This is a genomic window from Sulfitobacter sabulilitoris (assembly GCF_005887615.1).
GTDB lineage: Bacteria > Pseudomonadota > Alphaproteobacteria > Rhodobacterales > Rhodobacteraceae > Sulfitobacter_E > Sulfitobacter_E sabulilitoris.
The window spans coordinates 163,545-185,468 of sequence record NZ_VANS01000002.1 but is presented as its reverse complement, the minus strand read 5'-3'; the positions used below and the strand labels follow the sequence as shown (position 1 = coordinate 185,468).

Here is a 21,924-nt window from a genome sequence, read left to right as displayed (position 1 = left end):
TCTTGTTCAAAAATATCCCCGCCGGAGGCTCCGGCAAGTCAAACCGCGCCGCGGCCGGGGTGACAGGCTCAGACCTTGCCTTCGAAATCCTTGTGAATGAACCTGCAGTCGCAATAACCGCATTCCACCCATCCCTGATCCTGCGGGATCTGGTACCAGACGCGCGGATGGCCAAGCGCCCCCTCGCTGCCATCGCAGGCCACGCGCCAGGTGTTGACGATCTTGGTTTCCGGCGCGGGCTGGGTCATTCAGGGCATCCTTGGACAATCAGGCTAAAGTCGAACCTGTTATGACCAATGCACGGACCCGGGGCAAGCCCCGGACGGCGACGGACACGTCGGCGTCCAAACTGGTTTTTCGAATAATCCCGGACCATTTTCTTTGACAGAAAACGATCAGGCTTCCTCCGGTCGCATCAGGACTCCAAATGAGAACAAAAGGGGAATATACTCGCTCGCATCATGTTCACGGAATTGTCCGCCACCTCCAACTTCACTTTCCTCACCGGGGCGTCCCACCCCGAGGACTACATGACCCGTGCCGCCTGGCTGGGGATGGAGGGGCTGGCCATCGCGGACGACAATTCCGTCGCGGGCATCGTGCGGGCCCATACGCAAGCCCGCAGCATCCGCCGCCAGGTGGCCGAACGCCAGGCATGGGACGCGGCTCACGGTCCCATGGGCCCGCCCACCCGGACCGGCCAGATGTCCCGGCCGCATTTCGCCACGCCCCGCCTGATCCCCGCGGCGCGCCTGGTGTTCACCGATGCCTGCCCGATCACCGTTCTGCCCGAAACCCGTGCCGGCTGGGGCGCGCTCTGCCGGATCCTCTCCGCCGGGCGGCTCCGGGCGGACAAGGGCTGTTGTGACTTGCAACTGGCGGACCTGCTGGAGCGGGGCGAGGAGCTTCACCTGATCCTCTGGCCACAGGCGTGCGGCAGGCAGCGCGGCGCGGGCGGATGGGTGCAAACGGCGCAACGGCTGTCGCGCCGCTTTGCCGGAAAACTGCACCTTGGCCTTGCGCCGAATTACGACGGTCGCGACCGGGCATGCTTTGCGGCCCTGACCAGGCGCGCGGCCGAACTTGGCCTGCCGACCATCGCCAGCGCGGCGCCCCTCATGCACCACGGCGCGCGCCGCAAGCTGGCCGACGTGGTGACGGCCATCCGCCTGGGGCGCCGGGTCGACGCTCTGGGCCGTGCGGCCCTGCCCAACAGCGAATCCCGCCTGCGCTCCGACGCGGAAATGCGCCAGATCTTCGGCCCCTTCCAGGATGCCGTGGACCGCGCCCATGCCTTGGCGCGGTCGCTGACCTTTTCACTGGACGAACTGCGCTACGAATACCCCTCTGAAGGCACTGAACGTGAAACCCCCACCCAGCGCCTGCGCCGGCTGGCCTGCGAGGGGCTCGACTGGCGCTACCCGGCAGGCGCCCCCGACAAGGTGCTGCGGCTGCTGGAACACGAACTCGCCCTGATCGCCAAGCTGCGCTACGAGCCCTACTTCCTGACCGTGCGCGACATCGTGGCCTTTGCCCGGTCGCGCGGCATCCTGTGCCAGGGGCGCGGATCGGCGGCCAATTCGGTGGTCTGCTACTGCCTTGGCGTAACCTCCGTCTCGCCCGAAATCGGCACCATGGTGTTCGAGCGCTTCGTGTCCGAGGCCCGCGACGAGCCGCCCGACATCGACGTCGATTTCGAGCACGAACGCCGCGAGGAGGTGATCCAGCATATCTACGACACCTACGGCCGCCACCGGGCGGGGCTCTGCGCCACGGTGGTGCACTACCGGGGCAAACGCGCCATCCGCGAGGTGGGCCGCGCGATGGGGCTCAGCGAGGATACGATCAGCGCGCTCTCCTCGCAGCTCTGGGGCTTTTTCTCCACCAGGGGGATGGAGGCCGAGCGGATGCGCGAGATCGGCCTCGACCCCGCCGACCGCCGCTTGCAGCAGACGATGGAGCTGGTGCACGAGATCAACGGCTTTCCGCGCCACCTGAGCCAGCACGTCGGCGGCTTCGTCATCACCGAAGGACGGCTCGATGAACTGGTGCCCATCGAGAACGCAACAATGGAAGGGCGCACGGTGATCTGCTGGGACAAGGACGACATCGACACGCTCGGCATCCTCAAGGTCGATGTGCTCTCGCTCGGCATGCTCACCTGTATCCGCAAGGCGTTCGACCTGTTGCAGGTCCACCACCGCACCCGCTACGCGCTCTCCACCCTGCCGCCCGAGGACGGCGCGGTTTATGACATGCTGTGCGCGGCCGACAGCGTGGGCGTCTTTCAGGTCGAAAGCCGGGCGCAGATGAATTTCCTGCCGCGGATGCGCCCGCGGTGTTTCTACGATCTGGTGATCGAGGTCGCGATCATCCGCCCCGGCCCGATCCAGGGCGATATGGTGCACCCCTACATCCGGCGCCGTAACGGCGAGGAAGAAGTCAGCTTTCCCTCGGATGAACTGGGTGCGGTGCTGGGCAAGACGCTGGGCGTGCCGCTGTTTCAGGAACAGGCGATGCAGATCGCCATCGTCGGCGCGGGGTTCACCCCCGACCAGGCGGACCGCCTGCGCCGGTCGCTGGCGACGTTCAAGAAACACGGCAACATCAGCGAATTCCGCACCCTGTTCCTGCGCGGCATGGCGCGCAAAGGCTATGATCGGGATTTTGCCGAACGCTGTTTCAGCCAGATCGAGGGCTTCGGCAGCTACGGCTTTCCCGAAAGCCACGCCGCCAGCTTTGCCTTGCTGGTCTATGCCAGTGCCTGGATCAAATGCCACCACCCGGGCATCTTTGCCTGCGCGCTGCTCAATTCCCAGCCGATGGGCTTTTACGCCCCGGCGCAGATCGTGCGCGACGCGCGTGAGCACGGCGTCGAAGTGCTGCCCGTCTGCATCAACGCCAGCTTCTGGGACAACGCGATGGAACCCGACGGGCAGGGCGGCCTGGCGCTGCGGCTGGGCTTTCGCCAGATCAAGGGCCTGCCCGAGGAGGACGCAAGCTGGCTGACCACGGCGCGCGGCAACGGCTATCAATCGGTGCGCGATGTCTGGCGGCGCGCGGGGCTTGCCCCCGCGATGGTCGAACGGCTGGCCGAGGCGGATGTGTTCGTCGCGCTCGGCCTCAGCCGCCGCGACGCCCTGTGGGAGGCCAAGGCGCTCGCCCCCGGCCCGGTTCTGCCGCTTTTCGCGGGCGACATCGACGGCGAAGCGATCGACGAGCCGGCGGCGCTGCTGCCGCAGATGACGCTGGGCGAAGAGGTGGTAGAGGATTACGTCGCCATGCGCCTCACGCTCAAGGCGCATCCGCTGGCGCTGCTGCGGCCCATGCTCACACCGGCCGGCCCTTCGCGCGTCGCTCTCCTTCCAAATGGATCGGAAATACCGCCGCCGGAGGCATAAAAACGTTCTTGCCTCCGGCGGCGGTATTTTTCTCCATTTGGAAGACAGGCGCGAAAGAGGTTCACCCCGGCGCGCGCAAGGGGTAAAAGGCCGCAAAACCCATAAGCGGAGTTGCGAGCAGATGAGTGCCCCCAAGCCGGTCGTATTGTGCATCCTGGACGGTTGGGGCCTGAGCGCGCGCCGCGAGGGCAACGCACCGCTTCTGGCCGATACGCCCACGATGGACCGGATCATGGCGACCAGTCCCCATGCCACGCTGATCACGCATGGCCCGGATGTGGGGCTGCCGCGCGGACAGATGGGCAATTCCGAGGTGGGACACACCAATATCGGCGCGGGCCGCGTGGTGGCGATGGATCTGGGTCAGATCGACCTGGCCATCGAAGAGGGCCGCTTTGCCGAAAACCCGCGCCTGCTGGCGTTCATCGAGAAGCTGAAAGAGACCGGCGGCACGGCGCATTTGATGGGGGTTCTGTCGGATGGCGGGGTGCATGGCCATCTTGATCATCTGATCGCGGCGGTCCGCACGATCGCAAAAGCGGGCATCCCGGTCGTGATTCACGCGGTCACGGACGGCCGCGACGTCGCGCCGAAATCGGCGCTGGGTTATCTCGGAACCTTGGAGGCAGCCTTGCCTGGCGACGGTGCGCGGATCGCGACCGTCACGGGGCGCTATTTCGCCATGGACCGCGACAACCGCTGGGATCGGGTGAAAGTCGCCTACGACGCCATCGTGCGCGGTCAGGGCGCGTCGCACGCCGATGCCAAGGCCGCGATCGACGCCGCGTATTCAGACGACAGGACCGACGAATTCATCCCCGCCACGGTCTTGGCGGGATACGAGGGCGCCACCGACGGCGACGGCTTTTTCTGTCTCAATTTCCGGGCCGATCGCGCGCGCGAAATCATGGCGGCCATCGGCGCGCCGGATTTCGATGCCTTCGACGCGGGGCCGCGCCCGGACTGGGCGGCGGTGATGGGCATGGCCGATTACTCCGATGATCATTCGAAATACATGACGACCCTGTATCCCAAACCTGAAATTCCCAACACGCTCGGGGCTTGGGTGGCGCGGCATGGCAAACGCCAGTTCCGTCTGGCGGAGACCGAAAAATACCCGCATGTCACGTTTTTCCTGAATGGCGGCGAGGAAGCGGCCTCGGAGGGCGAGGACCGCTTCATGCCGCAATCGCCGGATGTCGCGACCTATGACCTGCAGCCGGAAATGTCGGCGGGCGAGGTGACGGAGCGTTTCGTGCAGGCGATCGACGAAGGCTACGACCTGATCGTCGTCAACTATGCCAACCCCGATATGGTCGGGCACACCGGTGATCTGGACGCGGCGATGCGCGCCTGCGCGGCCGTGGATGCCGGATTGGCCCGCGTTCTGGAGGCGCTGGAGCGCGCGGGTGGCGTCATGCTGCTGACGGCCGATCACGGCAACTGCGAGACGATGATCGACCCCGAGACAGGCGGGCCGCACACGGCGCATACACTCAACCCCGTGCCTGTCGCCGTCATCGGCGCGCCTGAGGGGACCCGGGTATCGTCGGGGCGGCTTGCCGATCTGGCGCCGACGCTCCTGCACCTGATGCAGTTGCCCATCCCCGGGGAGATGACCGGGAGATGCCTGATCGCATGAGGAGGGGCGCGACGATCCTGTTCGGTCTGATGGCGCTTTGGCCCGCCTTGGCGCTGGCACAGCAGGAACCCGGCGCGCTGGCCCGGGCCGCCGCGAAGCAGATCGAGGACGCCTCGGCTCGGCTTGACGCCGCCGAGAGCGCCCGCGACCGCGTGCGTGCCCTGACCGAGACGATCCAGGCGTTCGAGACCGGTCTTGGCGCGCTGCGGACCGGATTGCGCCAGGCAACGATTCGCGAGGCGCAGCTGAGCGCGAAACTAGCCGCCCGCGATGGCGAGATCGCACAGCTTCTTGCCGTGCTGCAAAGCGTCGGAAACGCGGCCTCGCCAGTGGCGTTGCTGCATCCGGGCGGTCCGGTGGGCACGGCGCGCGCGGGCATGCTGCTGGCCGAACTGACGCCGGCGCTCAACACCCGCGCAACTGCCCTCAGGCGCGATCTGCAAGATGTGCAGGCCCTGCGCGACCTGCAGGTCGATGCGGCGGAACGGCTGCGCGATGGCCTGCGCGAGGTGCAACAGGCGCGCGCCGCGCTCAATCAAGCCATGGCAAACCGCACCGACCTGCCCAGCCGGTTTACCGCCGACCCCGTGCGCACGGCCATCCTGATCGCATCCACCGAAACGCTGGACGGGTTCGCCAGCGGGCTGAGCCAGATCGCGCCCGACGACCCCGGTGCGCCCGATCTGTCGATCACCGCGCGCAAGGGCGCGCTGCCGCTGCCCGCGCAGGGGCTGATCCTGCGCCGCGCGGGCGAGGCGGACGCGGCCGGCGTCAAACGCCCCGGCCTGATTTTGGCGACACGTCCCCGCGCCATCGTCACGACACCCACGGCCGCGACAATTCGCTACACCGGTCCGCTGCTGGATCTGGGCAATGTCGTGATACTTGAGCCGCAAACCGACACCCTGTTTGTGCTGGCCGGTCTGGATGTGGTTTATGGCACCGCAGGCGACGTGATCGCCGAAGGCGCGCCACTGGGCCTGATGGGGGCCGCAGCGGCGGAAAATGAGGCAGGACTATCAACAGATGGTGATGATGCTGGCACCGACCGCTCAGAATCGCTCTATATAGAGGTAAGACAGGATAACGTTCCCCAGGACCCGGCTGAATGGTTCCGAACCGACAAGGATGGATGAGACGTATGAAGAAGTTTGTTATGGCGGCCCTTGGCGGAACGCTGGCTGGTGTGATCGCCACGACCCAGATCGCCGGGCCGCTGCTGGCGCAGGAAGCCGCGAAATCCAGCAACGTGTACGAGCAACTGGATCTGTTTGGCGACATTTTCGAACGGATCCGCGCGCAATACGTGGAAGAGGTGGAGCCGAGCGACCTGATCGAGGCGGCGATCAACGGCATGCTGACCTCGCTTGATCCGCATTCCAGCTACCTGTCGCCGGATGACGCCGCCGCGATGCGTGTGCAGACGCGCGGAGAATTCGGCGGCCTGGGGATCGAGGTCACGCAGGAAGAGGGTTTCGTCAAGGTCGTGTCGCCGATCGACGGCACACCTGCCGACGAGGCCGGGATCGAGGCGGGCGATTTCATCACCCATGTCGATGGCGAAAGCGTTCTGGGTCTGAACCTGGACGAGGCGGTCGAGCTGATGCGTGGCCCGGTCGGGTCCGAGATCCTGATCACGGTCGTGCGCGAAGGCGAGTCTGAGCCGTTCGATGTGTCGATCATCCGCGATACGATCAAGCTAACCGCAGTGCGCACCCGTACCGAAGGCGACACCGTGGTGTTGCGCGTGACGACCTTCAACGACCAGACCTATGACAACATGAAATCCGGTCTTGCGGAACAGATCGAGGCCGCCGGCGGCCTGGACAACATCAACGGGATCGTTGTCGATCTGCGCAACAATCCCGGCGGCCTTCTCAATCAGGCGATCATGGTGTCGGATGCCTTCCTTGAAGAGGGCGAAATCGTCAGCACCCGCGGCCGCGACCCCGCCGATGGCGACCGGTTCAATGCCAAGCCCGGCGATCTGGCCGAGGGCAAGCCGATTGTCGTCTTGATCAATGGCGGCTCCGCTTCTGCCTCGGAAATCGTTGCGGGCGCGTTGCAGGATCATCGCCGCGCCATCGTTGTCGGCACCAAGAGCTTTGGCAAAGGGTCGGTTCAGACGGTCATGCCGCTGCGCAGCGACGGCGCCATGCGTCTGACGACCGCGCGCTATTACACGCCGTCTGGCCGGTCCATCCAGGCGCTGGGCGTGTCGCCCGACATCGTGGTGCAGCAACCGCGCGCCAAGCCCGCGACCGAGGAGGAGGAAAGCGCCGTGCCGCGCCCCCTGCGGAGCGAAGCCGACCTGCGCGGAAGCCTGAACAACGACAGCCTGTCCGAGGATGAGGTCCGCCAGATCGAGGAGGATCGCGCCCGCGCCGACGCCGCCGCCGCGCTGCGCGAGGAGGATTACCAACTGGCCTATGCCATCGACATCCTCAAGGGCCTGTCGGCCCTGGGTCCCAAGGACTGATCCGGATTTTGACCCATTCGCCCCCGGCATGTCGCGCCGGGGGCGTTGACGCAGACCAAAGCCGCGCGACAGCGGTCCGATCGCCCGGACAACAGGCGCCTTCCTGCTGACGGCCATGCGCGCGGATGTCCGACCGCACGGCTTTCTACTTGGCGTCGCGCCGCGAACGCACCATATGCAAGCCCATGACACATAAAACCATTCTTGCCGCCTCCCCGACGTCTTCATTGCGTGACAGCCTGGCCCGCTTCATCAAGCGCCCGGTTTTCCAAGGATTCATCCTTGGCGTGATCCTGTTCAATGCCGTCATCCTCGGGCTGGAAACCTCCGACGCCGTGATGGCGCAGGCGGGCCCGCTGATCCTGGTGCTCGACACGCTTTGCCTGGCGATTTTCGTCATCGAGATCGGGCTCAAGATCTTTGTGGAGCGGTTGCGGTTCTTCAGGGATGGCTGGAATATCTTCGATTTCCTGATCGTGGCGATTTCGCTGGTGCCGGCGTCGCAGGGGCTTTCGGTTCTGCGGGCGATGCGAATCCTGCGGCTGTTGCGTGTGATATCTGTCGCGCCGACGCTGCGGCGGGTGGTCGAAGGCCTGATCAACGCGCTGCCCGGCATGGGGTCGGTTTTCCTGCTGATGGGGCTGGTGTTCTACATCGGCGCGGTGATGGCGACCAAGCTGTTCGGCGCCGCCTTTCCGGACTGGTTCGGCACGCTGGGACGTTCGCTTTATTCCCTGTTCCAGATCATGACGCTGGAAAGCTGGTCGATGGGGATCGTGCGCCCGGTCATGCAGGTCTATCCCCACGCGTGGCTGTTTTTCGTGCCCTTCATCCTTGTCACCACCTTCGTGGTCGTGAACCTCGTGGTCGGTCTCGTGGTCAATTCCATGCAGGACGCGCACCACGAAGAAGCGAACGAACGCACCGACAGCTACCGCGACGATGTTCTGAACCGGCTCAAGGACATCGAGACGCTGCTCAAGGAGCGATCGGGCGGGCCTCCGCGGTCATAGGCGACGCGCTGGTATCAGCCGAGGTACACCTGCCCGGCGGGATAGCGGACGCGCGGCACGGACTGGGTCGCCAGAAAGAAACCGATGGTCAGGGGCCCGACGCGTCCCAGAAACATGATGACGATGATCATCGCGCGGCCGATGCCGTCCAATTCCGCGGTGGCGCCCCGCGACAGGCCGACCGTGCCAAAGGCCGACGTCACCTCAAAGGCAAGGTCGAAGATCTCTCCGTCATGGGTGATGGACATGATGAAAAGCCCGCTGAGCACCAGCAAAAGGCTGATCGTGGTCAGCGCCATGACCTTCATCACCTCGTCCAGCCCCAGGCTGCGGCCAAAGGCGTGCAGGGAGGACCGTCGCTTGAAAAACGCCAGCGTCGCCATGACCAGCACGATCAGGGTCGTGACCTTGATCCCGCCCGCGGTCGATGTGCTGCCGCCGCCCACCAGCATCAAGGTCATGGTCATCAACGTCGTGCTGTCGCGCATCGCGCCGGTGTCGAGCGTGTTGAAGCCCGCGGTGCGCGGTGTCACCGCCTGAAACCAGCTTGCCCAAAGCCGTGCGCCGGTGTCCTGCAGACCACCCAACGTGCCGGGATTTGTCCATTCCAGCAGCGCGAACATGACCCACGACCACAGGATCAGAACCGCCGTGCCCGACAGCATCAGTTTGCTGTGCAGCGTCAAGCGGCGCCAGGATCGCTTTTGCCACAGGTCGCCCACCACGATGAAACCGATGCCGCCCAGAATGAACATCGCGGGGATGACGACATTGACGACTGGGTTGGCCACCCACCGCGACAGGCTGTCGGGGAACAATGCGAAGCCGGCGTTGTTGAACGCCGAGACGCTGTGGAAGACCGCCTGCCAAAGGCCTTCCCACAGACCGAATTCGGGAACGAAGACAAAGCTCAGGACCAGAACGCCCAGGGCTTCGCACAAGATCGCGATCCGCAGGATGATCCACACCAGCGTCGTGAGGTTGCCGATCTTTGTCTGGTTCAGGTCTTCGCGCAGGATCAGGCGTTGCGGCATCCCGATCGGGATGCCGAGCGCCGACAGCACCAGCACCGCAAAGGTCATCAACCCAAGGCCGCCCATCTGGATCAGAAACGCGATCACGCCCTGCCCGAAATGCGTAAAGGCCGATCCGGTATCGACCACGACAAGCCCGGTGACAGTCACCGCCGAGGTCGAGGTGAACAGCGCATCCGCCCAGGCGATGCCGTTGGTATTGGATACCGGCAGCATGAGCAGCCCAGCGCCCAGCAGGATGCAAACGACGTAGATCAGCGCCAGCAGAGCAGGCGGCGGCAACCGCCAGACCGATTTTCTGGACAGGTGTTTGCGAATGGACCTCATTGGTCAGAGGCTGGTCGCAAAGTCGCGCAGATCCTGACGCTGGCCCAATAGCAGCAGAAGATCATCGCGCTGCAATTCGCAGGAATCGCCGTCCTGGCCCACGAATTCGCTGCCGCGCATTACCCCGATGCAGCGCAGCTTGTATTTCTCGGTATGCGGCAGATCCTTGAGCGCCTTGCCTTCAAGCGCTTCGGGGATTCGAAAGTTGACGACGTGATAGCCGTTGCCAAGGCTGACGTAGTCACGGACCAGCGGGTTGTGCAGCACCTGCGCGATGTGCTGGCCGACCTCGACCTCGGGATGGATCACCCGGTCCACGCCCAGTTTGCTCAGGATGCGGTGATGCGTTTTCGTCGTGGCCTTGGCCCAGACCTTTTCCACGCCCAGCAGCTTGAGGTTCATCGCGGCGAGTATGCTGGCCTCCAGGTCCGATCCCATCGCCACCAGCGCGACATCGCACTCCGCCAGACCGGCCTCGCGTAGGGCGGCTTCCTCGCGGGCGTCGGCGATCATGGTCTGGGCCATGCTGTCCGCGTGGCGCGTGACCTGCTTTTCGTCGCTATCGATACCGATCACGTGGTTGCCAAAGCGCGTCAGTTCCGCAGCGACGGTCGCGCCGAAGTTTCCGAGCCCGATCACCCCGAACGTTCGGTTTTTCATGTTCATGTGATCAACCCCTTACTGGATACCGCACCTGACCCCACCGGTCGGTGCGGTGCGGTCCGGGCCCAACGCGCGAACGGGCAATGGGTTCATCGCCATGCGTAACCGGGCTAGGTCGTCTCAAGGCAATGCCTGCGAAAGGCCCGCTTGAGCATGTCGAGTTCGGCGCGCAGCAGATCGATTTCGGCGCGCATGTCGTCGCCCAGGGCCTCGCCGGCGATCAGCGTCAGATGGCCCAGCCGGGTCTGGCTGTCCGCATCCGTGATCAGGATCGTCTGCACCCCGTCCGACACCGCCTCTGGCGGGATGGGCACGCGCAGCGCCCAGTGTCCACTGGCGGCATCGCGGGTCAGGGTTATGCCCGGCACCGCCACCTGCTGATGGGTCACGCTCAGATTCGGCTGGGTGTCGCCCGCGCCGGTCAGGATGCCTTCCCACAGGCCCTGGCGCATCTTGGTCTTGGTCAGTTCCAGCATCTTCGCCCCCTCCGGACCGTGGTTACAGTTGCGCGCGCGGACGCCGCGCGAATGTCAGATCGCGCAGCACGACCTGATTCATCTGCGGCCCTTCAAAGATCAGGTCGATCCACGCCTTTTCCACCCGCTTTTCATTCAGGTTCGAGTAGGCCAGATCGAACTCGACCGTGATCTCGCCTTCGTTGAGGGGCAGTTCGCGGACAATCTGTTCGGTATTGGGCCCATGCCGGATATTGAGCCGCGCGAAAATCTCGATCGGCTTTTCCATTTCGATGATGGCGCTGACGCGCAAGAGATGCGTCCGCTTGAGCCCGTGCACCGCGACGTCCGGCAAGTCGATCACCAGCGACAGAAACGACCCGTCAAATCGAAACACGTCCATGCGCAGGCCGTAGGGCGCCAGATCGGCCTCGCGCAGGTTGCGCAGTTGGCGCAGGGTCAGTTCGGAATAGTCGCAGTCGTGAAACAGCGTCACCTCGGACCCAAGCATCGATTTGGTCCCGACCGATGACATCCCCGGCGTGGCCAGCGGCCCGCGCCACAGTTCGGGCCGCCACGCCCAGTCCGCATTGTGCGGCTTGGGAAAACTGGTGGAGCCGATGATGGGCAGCGCCAGACGTTCGTCGGCGGTGTGGATCAGCCGGTCCAGATGCGCCTTGAGCAGTCGCGCGCGCCCGCGTTCCCGGCGCAGTTGGGCCAGATCGGTGACACCGGCGTTGCGCGCGATGCGCGCCCACCGCCGTATGGCGTGCAAATAGAACGCCGTGTCCAGAAAACTGCCGCTGACCTTCTTCATATTGTCCGGATCGTGCCCTTTTGCCCCTGCTGTCCTGTCTAGCGGAAGGCGGCAATTCAAACAAACCGCGAAATGTCCGTCAGGAGCCTTTTTTGGGCGGTGTTGTTTTTGCGGTGCCGCCGCGCGCGGCGTCGATCTGGGCGCGGGTGCCGTCAAAGAGCTGTTGCACGATCACAGCGCCCTCCGGGCCTATCGCGCGTCCGTCCCGTGGACCGTAGAGCGCGACCGCCACGATATGCCCGCCCAGACGCGCGGCCCCCCGCCAGTGCACGTCCGACAGCCCCTTGGACGGGGCCGGACCGCTGGCATGAAGCAACAGCATATCCTTTGACGACTGCGCCTTGAGGACCCGTGTCACGCTGGCCGTGGCGAGCAGATCGCCCTGGCTGGGCAGCGGGTCGCCGTCGGCGGCGGCGGCGAAACTGGCCGTGATCAACCCCAGTGGCGCGCCGCGCGCGGTCTCGGGCGCAGCACCCAGCGTGTCGCACCGAGCCATCAGCGCAAAACTGGCGCGCAGGCTGCCGCGATCGATGCAAAACCCGCTTGGCGGCACGAGGATCACCGCGCCCGACATCATGCGCGCCGCGGTCAGGGGCTTTTGCGCCTGCGCACCGATGCCCTGACCGCCCTCGCAGGCGGTCAGGGCCAGCAACGCCAGTGCGGCTATAGGACCCTTAAAGGTCCATGTAGTCATGTCGCTCGGCCTTGGCGCCGGGGTGCGTGACGGCGCCCAGATAGGTCGGACCCACCAGTTGCGCGTATTTCCAAAGCGCGCCGGCGCCATAAAGCGTTTCGCGCGCGCCGCTCCATTCGGACTTGCGCTTGACCATCTCGTCGTCCGACACATCGACGCTGATGGTGCCCTTGATCGCGTCAAGCGTGATCATGTCACCGTCCTTCAACAACGCGATCGGACCGCCGTGCGCGGCCTCCGGGCCGACATGACCGACACAAAAGCCGCGTGTGGCGCCCGAAAAACGACCGTCGGTGATCAGCGCGACTTTCTTGCCCATGCCCTGGCCGGACAGCGCCGCGGTCGTGGCCAGCATCTCGCGCATGCCGGGCCCGCCGGAGGGGCCCTCGTTGCGGATCACGATGACCTCGCCTTCCTTGTAGTCGCGGTTCTTGACGGCCTCAAAGGCGTCCTCCTCGCACTCGAACACATGCGCGGGGCCGGTAAAGACAATCTCGTTCTCGGCCATTCCGGCGATTTTCACGATGGCGCCTTCGGGGGCAAGGTTGCCTTTCAGGCCCACGACGCCGCCTGTCTTGCTGATCGGGTTGGCAACCGAATGGATCACGCGGCCATCCGCTTCGCGGGTCAGCTTGTCGAGCTCTTCGCCCATCGAATAGCCGGTCGCGGTCATGCAATCCTCGTGGATAAGCCCCGCCTTGCGCAACTCGTTCATCACCACCGGCACGCCGCCGGCCTCGTAGAGGTCCTTGGCGACATAGGCGCCGCCGGGCTTCATATCGACGAAATAGGGCGTGTCGCGGAAAATCTCGCAGACGTCGTCCAGAAAGAAGTCGATCCCCGCCTCATGCGCCATCGCGGGCAGGTGCAGGCCCGCGTTGGTCGAGCCGCCGGTACAGGCCACGATGCGCGCGGCGTTTTCAAGCGACTGGCGCGTGACGATATCACGCGCACGGATGTTCTTCTCGATCAGGTTCATCACCGCGGCCCCCGACGCTTCGGCATAGGCGTCGCGGGATTCGTAGGGTGCCGGCGCACCCGAGGAGTTGGGCAGCGCAAGCCCGATGGCTTCGGACACGCAGGCCATCGTGTTGGCGGTGAACTGCCCGCCGCAAGCACCCGCCGAAGGGCAGGCGACGCGCTCCAGAACATCGAGTGCGGCTTGCGACATCGAGCCGTTCTGGTGGCGACCGACCGCTTCGAACATGTCCTGGACAGTCAGATCGCGCCCCGCGAAATCTTCTGGAATGTCGGCGCCGGCAGGGGCCCGTCCTGGCAGGATCGATCCGCCGTAAAGAAAGACCGACGGCACGTTCAGCCGGATCATCGCCATCATCATCCCCGGCAGGGACTTGTCGCAGCCTGCCAGCCCGACGATCGCGTCATAGCAATGCCCGCGCATCGTCAATTCGACGGTATCGGCAATCGCCTCGCGCGACGCAAGCGAGGAGCGCATGCCCTCGTGGCCCATCGCGATGCCGTCGGTGACGGTGATCGTGGTGAATTCGCGCGGCGTGCCATCGGCGGCCTTGACGCCCATCTTGACCGCCTGCGCCTGACGGTTCAGCGCGATGTTGCAGGGGGCCGCTTCGTTCCAGCAGGTGGCGACGCCGACCAGGGGCTGGTGAATTTCATGCTCCGTCATGCCCATCGCGTAGTAGTAGGACCGGTGCGGCGCACGTGCGGGCCCTTCGGTCACATGGCGGCTGGGCAGTTTGGTTTTATCAAAGCGCTGATTGGACATATGAAGCCTCCCTTGGGTCTGCGGCCCCACCGGAATAGCCATTGGTTTGCGCTGCCGCAAGGCAAAGCGTGCGTCCCCGCACAGCGGTTGCGGTATGCCGGCGCGCTTGTATTGAGACCGCCCTGCGACTAAGTTCATGTGTCACCGCGCGCCATTTTACGGTCTGCGCCGCGCACCATGGCCCCTGGCCCGTTTTGAAAGCCCGAACATGGAACACTCGCTGTTTTCCTTCATCTGGAAATACTCCAAGCGAGAACAGTTCATGTTGCTGCTTTTCACGCTTGTCACCTTTCCGTTTCTCTACGCGACGCTGGAATTGCCCAAACGCATCATCAACGATGCCATCGGTGCGCAAAGCGACCGGATCGATTTCCTCGGCATCGAGCTGAACCAGACGCAATTCCTGATGGCCCTGTGCTTTGCGTATCTCGCGTCCGTTCTGGTGCACGGGTTGCTGAAAATGCGCCTCAACACCATGAAGGGCGTTCTGTCCGAGCGGTTGCTGCGGCGGTTCCGCTATATGCTGGTCAAGCGGATGATGCGGTTTCCCCGCAGCTATTTCCGGACCACGTCTCAGGGCGAGCTTGTGTCGATGGTCACATCCGAAGCCGAACCGATGGGCGGGCTGATGGGCGATGCGGTCGCCCAGCCGGTGTTTCAAGCCGGGCAGATGCTGATCATCGTCGTGTTCCTTTTCATCCAGAGCGTGTGGTTCGGCCTGGCGGGGATCGCGCTGATCCCGTTGCAGGCCTACATCATCCCGCTGCTGCAACGGCAGATCAACCAGCTCAATAAAAAGCGCATCGTCGAAGTGCGCCATTTCGCGGCCGAGATCGGCGAGACGGCGGCGGGCATCACCGACCTGCGCACCAACGGCGGCTGGCGCTACCGTCTGGCGGCATTCACCGACCGGCTTGGGCGGCTGTTCGACATCCGCTTCCAGATCTACCAGAAAAAGTTCTTCATGAAGTTCCTCAACAACTTCATCACGCAGCTGACGCCGTTCTTTTTCTATTCCGTCGGCGGGTATCTGGCGATCCGGGGCGACATCACGGTGGGTGCGCTGGTTGCGGCATTGGCTGCCTACAAGGATCTCAGCTCGCCCTGGAAGGAGCTGCTGACCTATTACAACCAGGTGCAGGACATGTCGTTGCGCTGGGACATCGTGGTGGAGCGGTTCGCGCCCAAGGGGATGATCGCCGAAAAACTGTTCGAGGGCGTGCCGGACGAGATTCCGCGCCTGGACGGGCCCATATCGATCCGCGACGTGACGGTGCGCAACGCAGATGGCAACCCGTTGCTCGAGGATATCAATCTCGACATTCCGGCAGGATCGCGCGTTGCGATCAAATCCAAAAGCCAGGTCGAGCGCACCGCGCTGGCCGAGCTTTTGACCCGCGAGGTCATGCCATCGCGCGGCAGCGTCACGCTGAACGGCCACGACCTTGCGGAACTGCACCAGGCGGTGATTGCCGCGCGCGTGGGATACGCCCATTCGCGGCCCTACATCTTTGACGGCACACTTGGTGACAACCTGTTGATGCCGCTGAAATTCAGCCCCCGGACCGTGTTGTGGGACCCCGACGAAAGCGACAGCTTTTCCATCGAAGCGCGCAAGTCCGGCAACAGCGAGGACAGCCTGCGCGCGGATTGGGTCGATCCTGCGCTGGCCGGTCTGAACACGACCGAGGATATCCGAAGCTGGTGGTTCAAGCTGGTTCAGGCGATGGGCATCGATGAGGTGATGTTCCGCCGGATGTTGAATTCGCGCGTCGATCCCGCGCTGCATCCGCAACTGGCCGCGGCCATCGTCCGCCTGCGCCCCGAGGTCGAAGCCCAACTGAATGAACGCGATCTGGCGCGGTTCGTCTACCGCTTCGATCCGGACAAATTCAACCCGACGATCCCGCTGGGCGGCAACCTTCTGTTTGCCTCTCCGGTGCGCGACATCTCGCAGCGCGGCTTGGCGGCCGAGACCGAATTTCTTGAACTTGTGATGCAGCAGGGTCTGGCGGAACAGGGCATCGCGATTTCGCAGACCCTGATCGAGACGCTGCACCAGACCTTTGGCATGGACGGCACAAGCCACCCGTTGTTCACCGCGCTGGGTATCGACGAGGAAATGTACGAGCGGCTTGTCGATATCGCCTCGCGGCGGCGGGAAAAGGGCGATCAGGCCCTGACCGAGGAAGAGTTCGCGCTGCTTCTGACGGTGCCCTTCGCCTTTACCGCCGAGCAGATCGGGCCGGCCTTTCCCGAGAGCTTCAAGCGCGACATCCTGCATATCCGCAAAACCCAGGGCGAGGCCCTGCGCGCGCGCACGCGCAACCTGTTCGTGCCCGTCGATCCGGAAAACTATCTTCCGCGGCTGACGCTGTTGGAAAACGCGCTCTACGGTCGCGTGTCGTCGATGGCGGGCGTTCAGGGCGAGATGGTCGAGGACGTCGTCGCCGAAGTGCTTGAAAGCCACGACTTGCGGCGACTGGTGGCCGAGACGATCTTCGATATTCCCACCGGTCTGGGCGGTGCCAACCTGACCGGTGTCTTGCAGGAGCGCGCCGCCTTCAGCCGCGCGGGGATAAAACGGCCCGACATCCTGATCCTCGACCAGGTTCTTGCCAGCCATGGCGACGAAAGCCGCAGCGCCACGCGGCGCAAGCTGCAGGAGATCCTGCCGGACACCACGCTGATCTACATGGAAGACGATTTTGCCCACCCGCAGGCCTATGATATCTTCGTCGAGATCAAGCATGGCCGCATCGACGGTGTTGCCGCCGCCGACGTCCAGGCCGAGGACGATACCGCCTCCGACGATCTGCGCCGCAAGCTGCGGGTGATCTCGCGGACGCCGCTTTTTGCCGACCTGGAGGCGCGCAGCCAGCGTTTGCTGGCGTTTTCCGCCCAATGGTACGAGGCGGAAAAGGACCAGCGGATCTTTTCGCGCGGAGAGCGGGCGGACGCGGTGTACCTGTGTCTGTCGGGCAGCGCGATGATGAGCTACCGCGACGACGACGACGTGCCGCACGAGGTGACGGCGGTCGGGCCCGGCCGCATCATCGGAGACCTGGCCATCATCCTGCGGGAAAACCGGCAGCTTGACCTTGTCGCGCTTGAGAAAAGTCAATTCCTGCGCATCGGGGCAGAGCAGTTTCGCGCGGTGATCGAACATGACCCGGCGGTTCTGATGAGCCTGCTCAAGACCGTCGCGGGCCACTTGACGGGCGCTGCGGAATTGCTGCGCGAAGCCCGCGTCGATGTCCCGCAAGAGGCGGACAAGCCAGAGGCCCCGGCCGACCTGCCGGGCCGTTGAAGAGACAGGACCCCAAACTATGCCCGGTTGGCTGACCTACAGCGCCCACGAGCAATTCGTCGCACCCGCACGGTCGGCGCCGCAGATCTGGCGCCTGCTGCTTGGGCTTGCGGTCGCGGCGGTGGTGTACCTGGTGCTCAACCAGATGCTGTTTCGCACGCTCTACCGGACGCTGGGCGACGACGGTGGCACGGCCCTGTTCACCGCGCTTCAGACCGGTGCGACACCCTTGGCCATGTATATCCTGTTGCTGAGCTTCGGGTTCATGATCATGGGCGCCGGTGTCGCGGCGCGGATCGTGCACCGGCGCCCCGCGCTCAGTCTGCTGGGGCCGCCCCGATTGGCCCTGAGGCAGTTTCGGTCGGTCATCTGGATGATGTTCGTGGTGGGTGCGGTGATCTGGCTGCTGCCACCCTGGGACATGGGTGCGCCGTTGCAGCCGAACATGCCGCTGGGCCGGTGGCTGATGCTCTTGCCGCTGTCGCTTGTCGCGGTGCTGGTGCAGGTCAGCGCCGAGGAAATCTTCTTTCGCGGCTATGTGCAGCAGCAGTTGGCGGCGCGGTTCAAATCGCCGCTGATGTGGATGGTCCTGCCGGCGGTGCTGTTCGGGTTGGGGCACTACCTGCCGGGCTCCGCGGGGGCCAATGCCGGCCTGATCGCCCTGTGGGCCGCGTTTTTCGGCATTCTGATGGCCGACCTCACGGCGCGGGCCGGAACGCTCGGGCCCGCCATAGCGGTGCATTTCATCAACAACATATCCGCGATCCTCATCGTTTCGATGCCGGACGACCTGTCGGGGCTCGCGCTCTATCTCAGCCCGTTTTCGATGGACGACACCGAAGCCCTGCGCGCCTGGCTGCCGGTCGACTTCGCGCTGATGCTCGTCAGCTGGCTTGCCGCGCGTCTGGCCATTCGCCGCTGATTGCATTTTCGTTCGGCGGCGATTATCTGGAACCCAACAGCGCCAAAGGGGCAATGCAATGAACTGGATCACGAATTACGTCCGGCCACGGATCAACTCGATCTTCTCGCGACGCGAAACGCCGGACAACCTGTGGACCAAGTGCACCGAGTGCGGGACCATGCTGTTTCACCGCGAAGTGTCGGATAATCTGAACGTCTGCTCCAATTGCGGGCATCACATGCCGATCACTCCGCGCGACCGTTTTTCCGCGTTGTTCGATGGCGGCGTGTTCAACCCGGTCAAGGTGCCCGCGCCCAAGGCCGATCCGCTGCATTTCCGCGATCAGAAGAAATACCCCGACCGCCTGAAAGCCGCGCAAAAGCAGACCGGAGAGGTCGAGGCGATGCTTGTGGCGACCGGCGATATCGGGCGCACACCCATCGTCGCGGCGGCGCAGGATTTCTCCTTTATGGCCGGGTCCATGGGCATGTACGTGGGCAATGCGATCGTGGCCGCGGCACAGGAGGCGGTCAAACTCAAGCGCCCGCTGATCCTGTTTTCCGCAGCTGGCGGCGCGCGCATGCAAGAGGGGATCCTGTCGCTGATGCAGATGCCCCGCACCACCGTCGCGGTGCAGATGCTGAAAGAGGCGGGGCTGCCTTACATCGTGGTTCTGACGCATCCCACCACCGGCGGTGTCACGGCCAGCTATGCGATGCTGGGCGACGTGCATATCGCCGAGCCGAACGCGCTGATCTGCTTTGCCGGGCCGCGTGTCATCGAGCAGACCATTCGCGAAAAGCTGCCCGATGGGTTTCAGCGTGCCGAATACCTGCTGGACCACGGGATGCTGGACCGGGTGACGCCCCGGACGGAACTGCGCGCTGAACTGATCACGATCACCCGCATGCTGATGGGCCTGACGCCCGCGGTGAAAGGCGAGTTGCCTGCACCCGAACAGCCGGCGGAACTGCCACATGCGCTGACGCCTGACGACGAAAAGCCGCAGGCGGATTCCGGCAAGAAATGAGCGCGCAGACATCGGACGTCATCCTTGCGAGGATGATGGCGTTGCATCCCAAGGTCATTGATCTGACGCTCGATCGGGTCTGGCGTCTGCTGGACGCGCTGGGCAACCCCCAGAACGATCTGCCGCCGGTGATCCACATCGCGGGCACCAACGGCAAGGGATCGACGCTGGCGATGACCCGCGCGGGGCTGGAGGCCGACGGCAAGGTGGTGCACGCCTATACCTCGCCGCACCTGGCGCGGTTTCACGAGCGGATCCGCGTCGCCGGGCAACTGATATCCGAGCCGGATCTGACGGCGGTGCTGGATGAATGCTATGCGGCCAACGATGGCCACCCGATCACCTATTTCGAGATCACGACCGTCGCCGCGATGCTTGCCTTTGCGCGCACCCGCGCCGATTTCACCCTGCTGGAAGTCGGGCTTGGCGGGCGTCTGGACGCGACGAATGTGATCGCGCGGCCGGCGCTGACGGTGATCACGCCGGTCTCGATCGACCATGAGCAGTTTCTGGGAAACACCCTATCGGCCATCGCGGGCGAAAAGGCCGGAATCATCAAGCGCGGTGTGCCCTGTGTCGTGGGCCCGCAAGAGGGCGACGCGCTCGAGGTCATCGAGGCGGTGGCGGCGCGCCATCATGCGCCCCTGTTGGCCTATGGGCAGCACTGGCACGCCTTTGCCGACCGCGACCGCATGACCTATCAGGACGACACCGGCCTTCTGGACCTGCCGCGCCCGGTCCTGCCCGGTGCGCACCAGATCCAGAACGCCGGCACGGCGCTGGCGGCCTTGCGGCATCTCGGGATCGGCGCAGAGGCCTGCGAGGCAGCAGTGACCAAGGCGCATTGGCCCGCGCGGATGCAGCGGCTGAAATCCGGCCCCCTGGTCGATATCGCGGGCCGGGCAGAACTTTGGCTGGATGGCGGGCACAACCCGGCGGCGGGCAAGGCCCTGGCCGACGTCCTGGCAGGGCTGCGCGACCGGCCCACCCACCTGATCTGCGGGATGCTCAACACCAAGGACGTGCGCGGATACCTTGCGCCGCTGGCCGGGCAGGCGGCCAGCCTCACGGCGGTGTCGATCCCCGGCGAGGCCAACACGCTGCCCGCGCAAACCACGGCAGACGCGGCCCGCGACGTGGGGCTGCCTGCCAGTACCGCGGACACCGTGGCGGTCGCGCTGCAGGCCATCGTCGCAAAGGATCCCGATGCGCGGGTGCTGATCTGCGGATCGCTTTATCTCGCGGGCGGCGTGCTGCGCGAAAACGCCTAGCCGCCCCAGCCCTCGGCCTGCATTTCGCGCAACCGGCTGGCGGTGCGCTCGAACTCGAAACTGCCTTCGCCTTCGAGGTACAGCATTTCGGGCTGCGCCGCGGCAGAGCACACCAGCCGCACCCTGGCCTCGTAAAGCGCATCGATCAGCGTGACGAAGCGCTTTGCCTCGTTGAAATTGCTGCGCCCCAGCGTGGGCACATTGTCAAGCAGCAGCACACGCGCCGCCTTGGCCAGCGCCAGGTAATCCGCCGCACCCAGGGGCCGGCCGCACAGATCGTGAAACCGCGCGCGCGCGACGCCGTTGCGAAACTCCGGGATCTCGACCTCGCGACCGTTGACATGCAGCGTCAGTGGTTCGCCCGGCCCGCCGGCAAGGTCGGTCCAGACCTCGGCCATCGCCGCGCGCGCCTCGGCGTTCGCGGGGCTGAAATAGACCGGTGTTCCGCCCAGCCGGTTTTGCCGGTAATCCGTCGGGCTGGTCAGTTCCCAGACGACCATCCGATCCTTGATCAGCTCGATGAAGGGCAGAAATATGTCCCTGTTCAGCCCGTCTTTGTACAGATCATCGGGGATCCGGTTCGACGTCGTGACCACGACGACCCCGGCGGCAAAAAGGGCCTGGAACAACCGCCCCACGATCATCGCGTCGGTGATGTCGGTGATCTGCATCTCGTCGAAGGCAAGCAGACGCACGTTGGCCACCACATCCGCCGCGACGGGGGCAATGGCGTCATCGACGCCGGTCTTTCGCGCCGCGTGCATGGCTGCGTGGATCTCCTGCATGAAAGCGTGGAAATGCACCCTTCGTGCGGGAATGTCGCCAAGGCTCTGCACGAAAAGATCCATCAGCATCGACTTGCCGCGCCCGACCCCGCCCCAAAGATACAGCCCCTTTGGGGGCTCCGGCGCTCGGCGGAAAAGCCCTTTTCTGACCGGCTGGTCCAATGCCGCGCGGATGCGTTCGAACTCGGGCAGGATGGCTTGCTGCGCGGGGTCGGGGTGCAGATCGCCGTCCGCGATCATCCGGTCGTAAAGCGTGGTCAGACTGGTCATGCCCTGCCATATCCCGCGCCGCGTTCCGTGAAAAGCCCACAGCGGGCCGCGCGATCCATCAAGAATTGTGAACCGAGGACAAAAA

The 21,924-nt window shown here is 64.7% G+C and carries 17 protein-coding genes; 9 read left to right on the top strand and 8 right to left on the bottom strand.

From position 1 onward, the window contains the following. Positions 1-68: 68 nt before the first annotated feature. Positions 69-248 (bottom strand): zinc-finger domain-containing protein, encoded by a 180-nt coding sequence (locus FDT80_RS09260; RefSeq protein WP_138661998.1) that lies wholly within the window; start codon positions 246-248, stop codon positions 69-71. 213 nt (positions 249-461) lie between these two features. Between FDT80_RS09260 and FDT80_RS09255 the strand changes: the two genes are divergently transcribed. The 5 genes from FDT80_RS09255 (at position 462) to FDT80_RS09235 (ending at position 8,535) form a co-directional block, all read left to right on the top strand. After that, positions 462-3,401, top strand: coding sequence for an error-prone DNA polymerase (locus FDT80_RS09255; protein ID WP_138661997.1), 2,940 nt, complete (start codon positions 462-464; stop codon positions 3,399-3,401). 121 nt (positions 3,402-3,522) lie between these two features. Then, positions 3,523-5,043 (top strand): 2,3-bisphosphoglycerate-independent phosphoglycerate mutase, encoded by a 1,521-nt coding sequence (gene gpmI / locus FDT80_RS09250; RefSeq protein ID WP_138661996.1) that lies wholly within the window; start codon positions 3,523-3,525, stop codon positions 5,041-5,043. After that, positions 5,028-6,179 carry a murein hydrolase activator EnvC family protein gene (locus FDT80_RS09245; RefSeq protein ID WP_246039915.1) on the top strand — a complete coding sequence of 384 codons (1,152 nt, stop codon included), beginning with the start codon at positions 5,028-5,030 and terminating at the stop codon, positions 6,177-6,179. The genes gpmI and FDT80_RS09245 overlap by 16 nt, the downstream gene beginning before the upstream one ends. Before the next feature lie 5 nt (positions 6,180-6,184). Then, complete coding sequence (locus FDT80_RS09240) at positions 6,185-7,522, top strand: S41 family peptidase (RefSeq protein WP_138661995.1); 1,338 nt, start codon at positions 6,185-6,187, stop codon at positions 7,520-7,522. A 185-nt stretch (positions 7,523-7,707) separates the two neighbouring features. Further along, entirely contained in the window at positions 7,708-8,535 is an 828-nt protein-coding gene (locus FDT80_RS09235) for an ion transporter (RefSeq protein ID WP_138661994.1), read from the top strand. 14 nt (positions 8,536-8,549) lie between these two features. On the opposite strand, the gene FDT80_RS09230 is transcribed toward FDT80_RS09235, so the two are convergent. The 6 genes from FDT80_RS09230 to ilvD form a co-directional block, all read right to left on the bottom strand. Further along, a complete protein-coding gene (locus FDT80_RS09230; protein WP_170311836.1) occupies positions 8,550-9,896 on the bottom strand; it encodes a TrkH family potassium uptake protein in 1,347 nt (448 codons plus the stop codon). 3 nt (positions 9,897-9,899) lie between these two features. After that, the gene (locus tag FDT80_RS09225) at positions 9,900-10,562 is read right to left on the bottom strand and encodes a potassium channel family protein (RefSeq protein WP_138661993.1); all 663 of its coding nucleotides are present in this window, start codon (positions 10,560-10,562) and stop codon (positions 9,900-9,902) included. A 107-nt stretch (positions 10,563-10,669) separates the two neighbouring features. Continuing rightward, positions 10,670-11,035 carry a hypothetical protein gene (locus FDT80_RS09220; RefSeq protein ID WP_138661992.1) on the bottom strand — a complete coding sequence of 122 codons (366 nt, stop codon included), beginning with the start codon at positions 11,033-11,035 and terminating at the stop codon, positions 10,670-10,672. Positions 11,036-11,057: 22 nt separating this feature from the next. Further along, the gene (locus FDT80_RS09215) at positions 11,058-11,831 is read right to left on the bottom strand and encodes a DUF6478 family protein (protein WP_138661991.1); all 774 of its coding nucleotides are present in this window, start codon (positions 11,829-11,831) and stop codon (positions 11,058-11,060) included. A 79-nt stretch (positions 11,832-11,910) separates the two neighbouring features. Further along, positions 11,911-12,525, bottom strand: a complete 615-nt coding sequence (locus FDT80_RS09210) for a hypothetical protein (RefSeq protein ID WP_138661990.1) — start codon at positions 12,523-12,525, stop codon at positions 11,911-11,913. Beyond that, the gene (ilvD, locus tag FDT80_RS09205) at positions 12,506-14,269 is read right to left on the bottom strand and encodes a dihydroxy-acid dehydratase (RefSeq protein WP_138661989.1); all 1,764 of its coding nucleotides are present in this window, start codon (positions 14,267-14,269) and stop codon (positions 12,506-12,508) included. Before ilvD ends, FDT80_RS09210 begins: the two co-directional genes overlap by 20 nt. Positions 14,270-14,477: 208 nt before the next feature. Between ilvD and FDT80_RS09200 the strand changes: the two genes are divergently transcribed. The 4 genes from FDT80_RS09200 to FDT80_RS09185 are packed head-to-tail and all read left to right on the top strand — an operon-like array spanning position 14,478 to position 20,784. After that, positions 14,478-17,579, top strand: coding sequence for an ABC transporter transmembrane domain-containing protein (locus FDT80_RS09200; protein WP_138661988.1), 3,102 nt, complete (start codon positions 14,478-14,480; stop codon positions 17,577-17,579). A 19-nt stretch (positions 17,580-17,598) separates the two neighbouring features. Beyond that, positions 17,599-18,501, top strand: a complete 903-nt coding sequence (locus FDT80_RS09195) for a CPBP family intramembrane glutamic endopeptidase (RefSeq protein ID WP_138661987.1) — start codon at positions 17,599-17,601, stop codon at positions 18,499-18,501. A 58-nt stretch (positions 18,502-18,559) separates the two neighbouring features. Further along, on the top strand, positions 18,560-19,513 hold the full coding sequence (gene accD / locus FDT80_RS09190) for an acetyl-CoA carboxylase, carboxyltransferase subunit beta (protein WP_138661986.1): 954 nt from the start codon (positions 18,560-18,562) through the stop codon (positions 19,511-19,513). After that, on the top strand, positions 19,510-20,784 hold the full coding sequence (locus tag FDT80_RS09185; RefSeq protein ID WP_138661985.1) for a bifunctional folylpolyglutamate synthase/dihydrofolate synthase: 1,275 nt from the start codon (positions 19,510-19,512) through the stop codon (positions 20,782-20,784). The genes accD and FDT80_RS09185 overlap by 4 nt, the downstream gene beginning before the upstream one ends. Here FDT80_RS09185 and zapE read toward each other — a convergent pair. Beyond that, the gene (gene zapE, locus FDT80_RS09180; protein WP_138661984.1) at positions 20,781-21,839 is read right to left on the bottom strand and encodes a cell division protein ZapE; all 1,059 of its coding nucleotides are present in this window, start codon (positions 21,837-21,839) and stop codon (positions 20,781-20,783) included. The genes FDT80_RS09185 and zapE overlap by 4 nt on opposite strands. Positions 21,840-21,924: the final 85 nt, after the last annotated feature.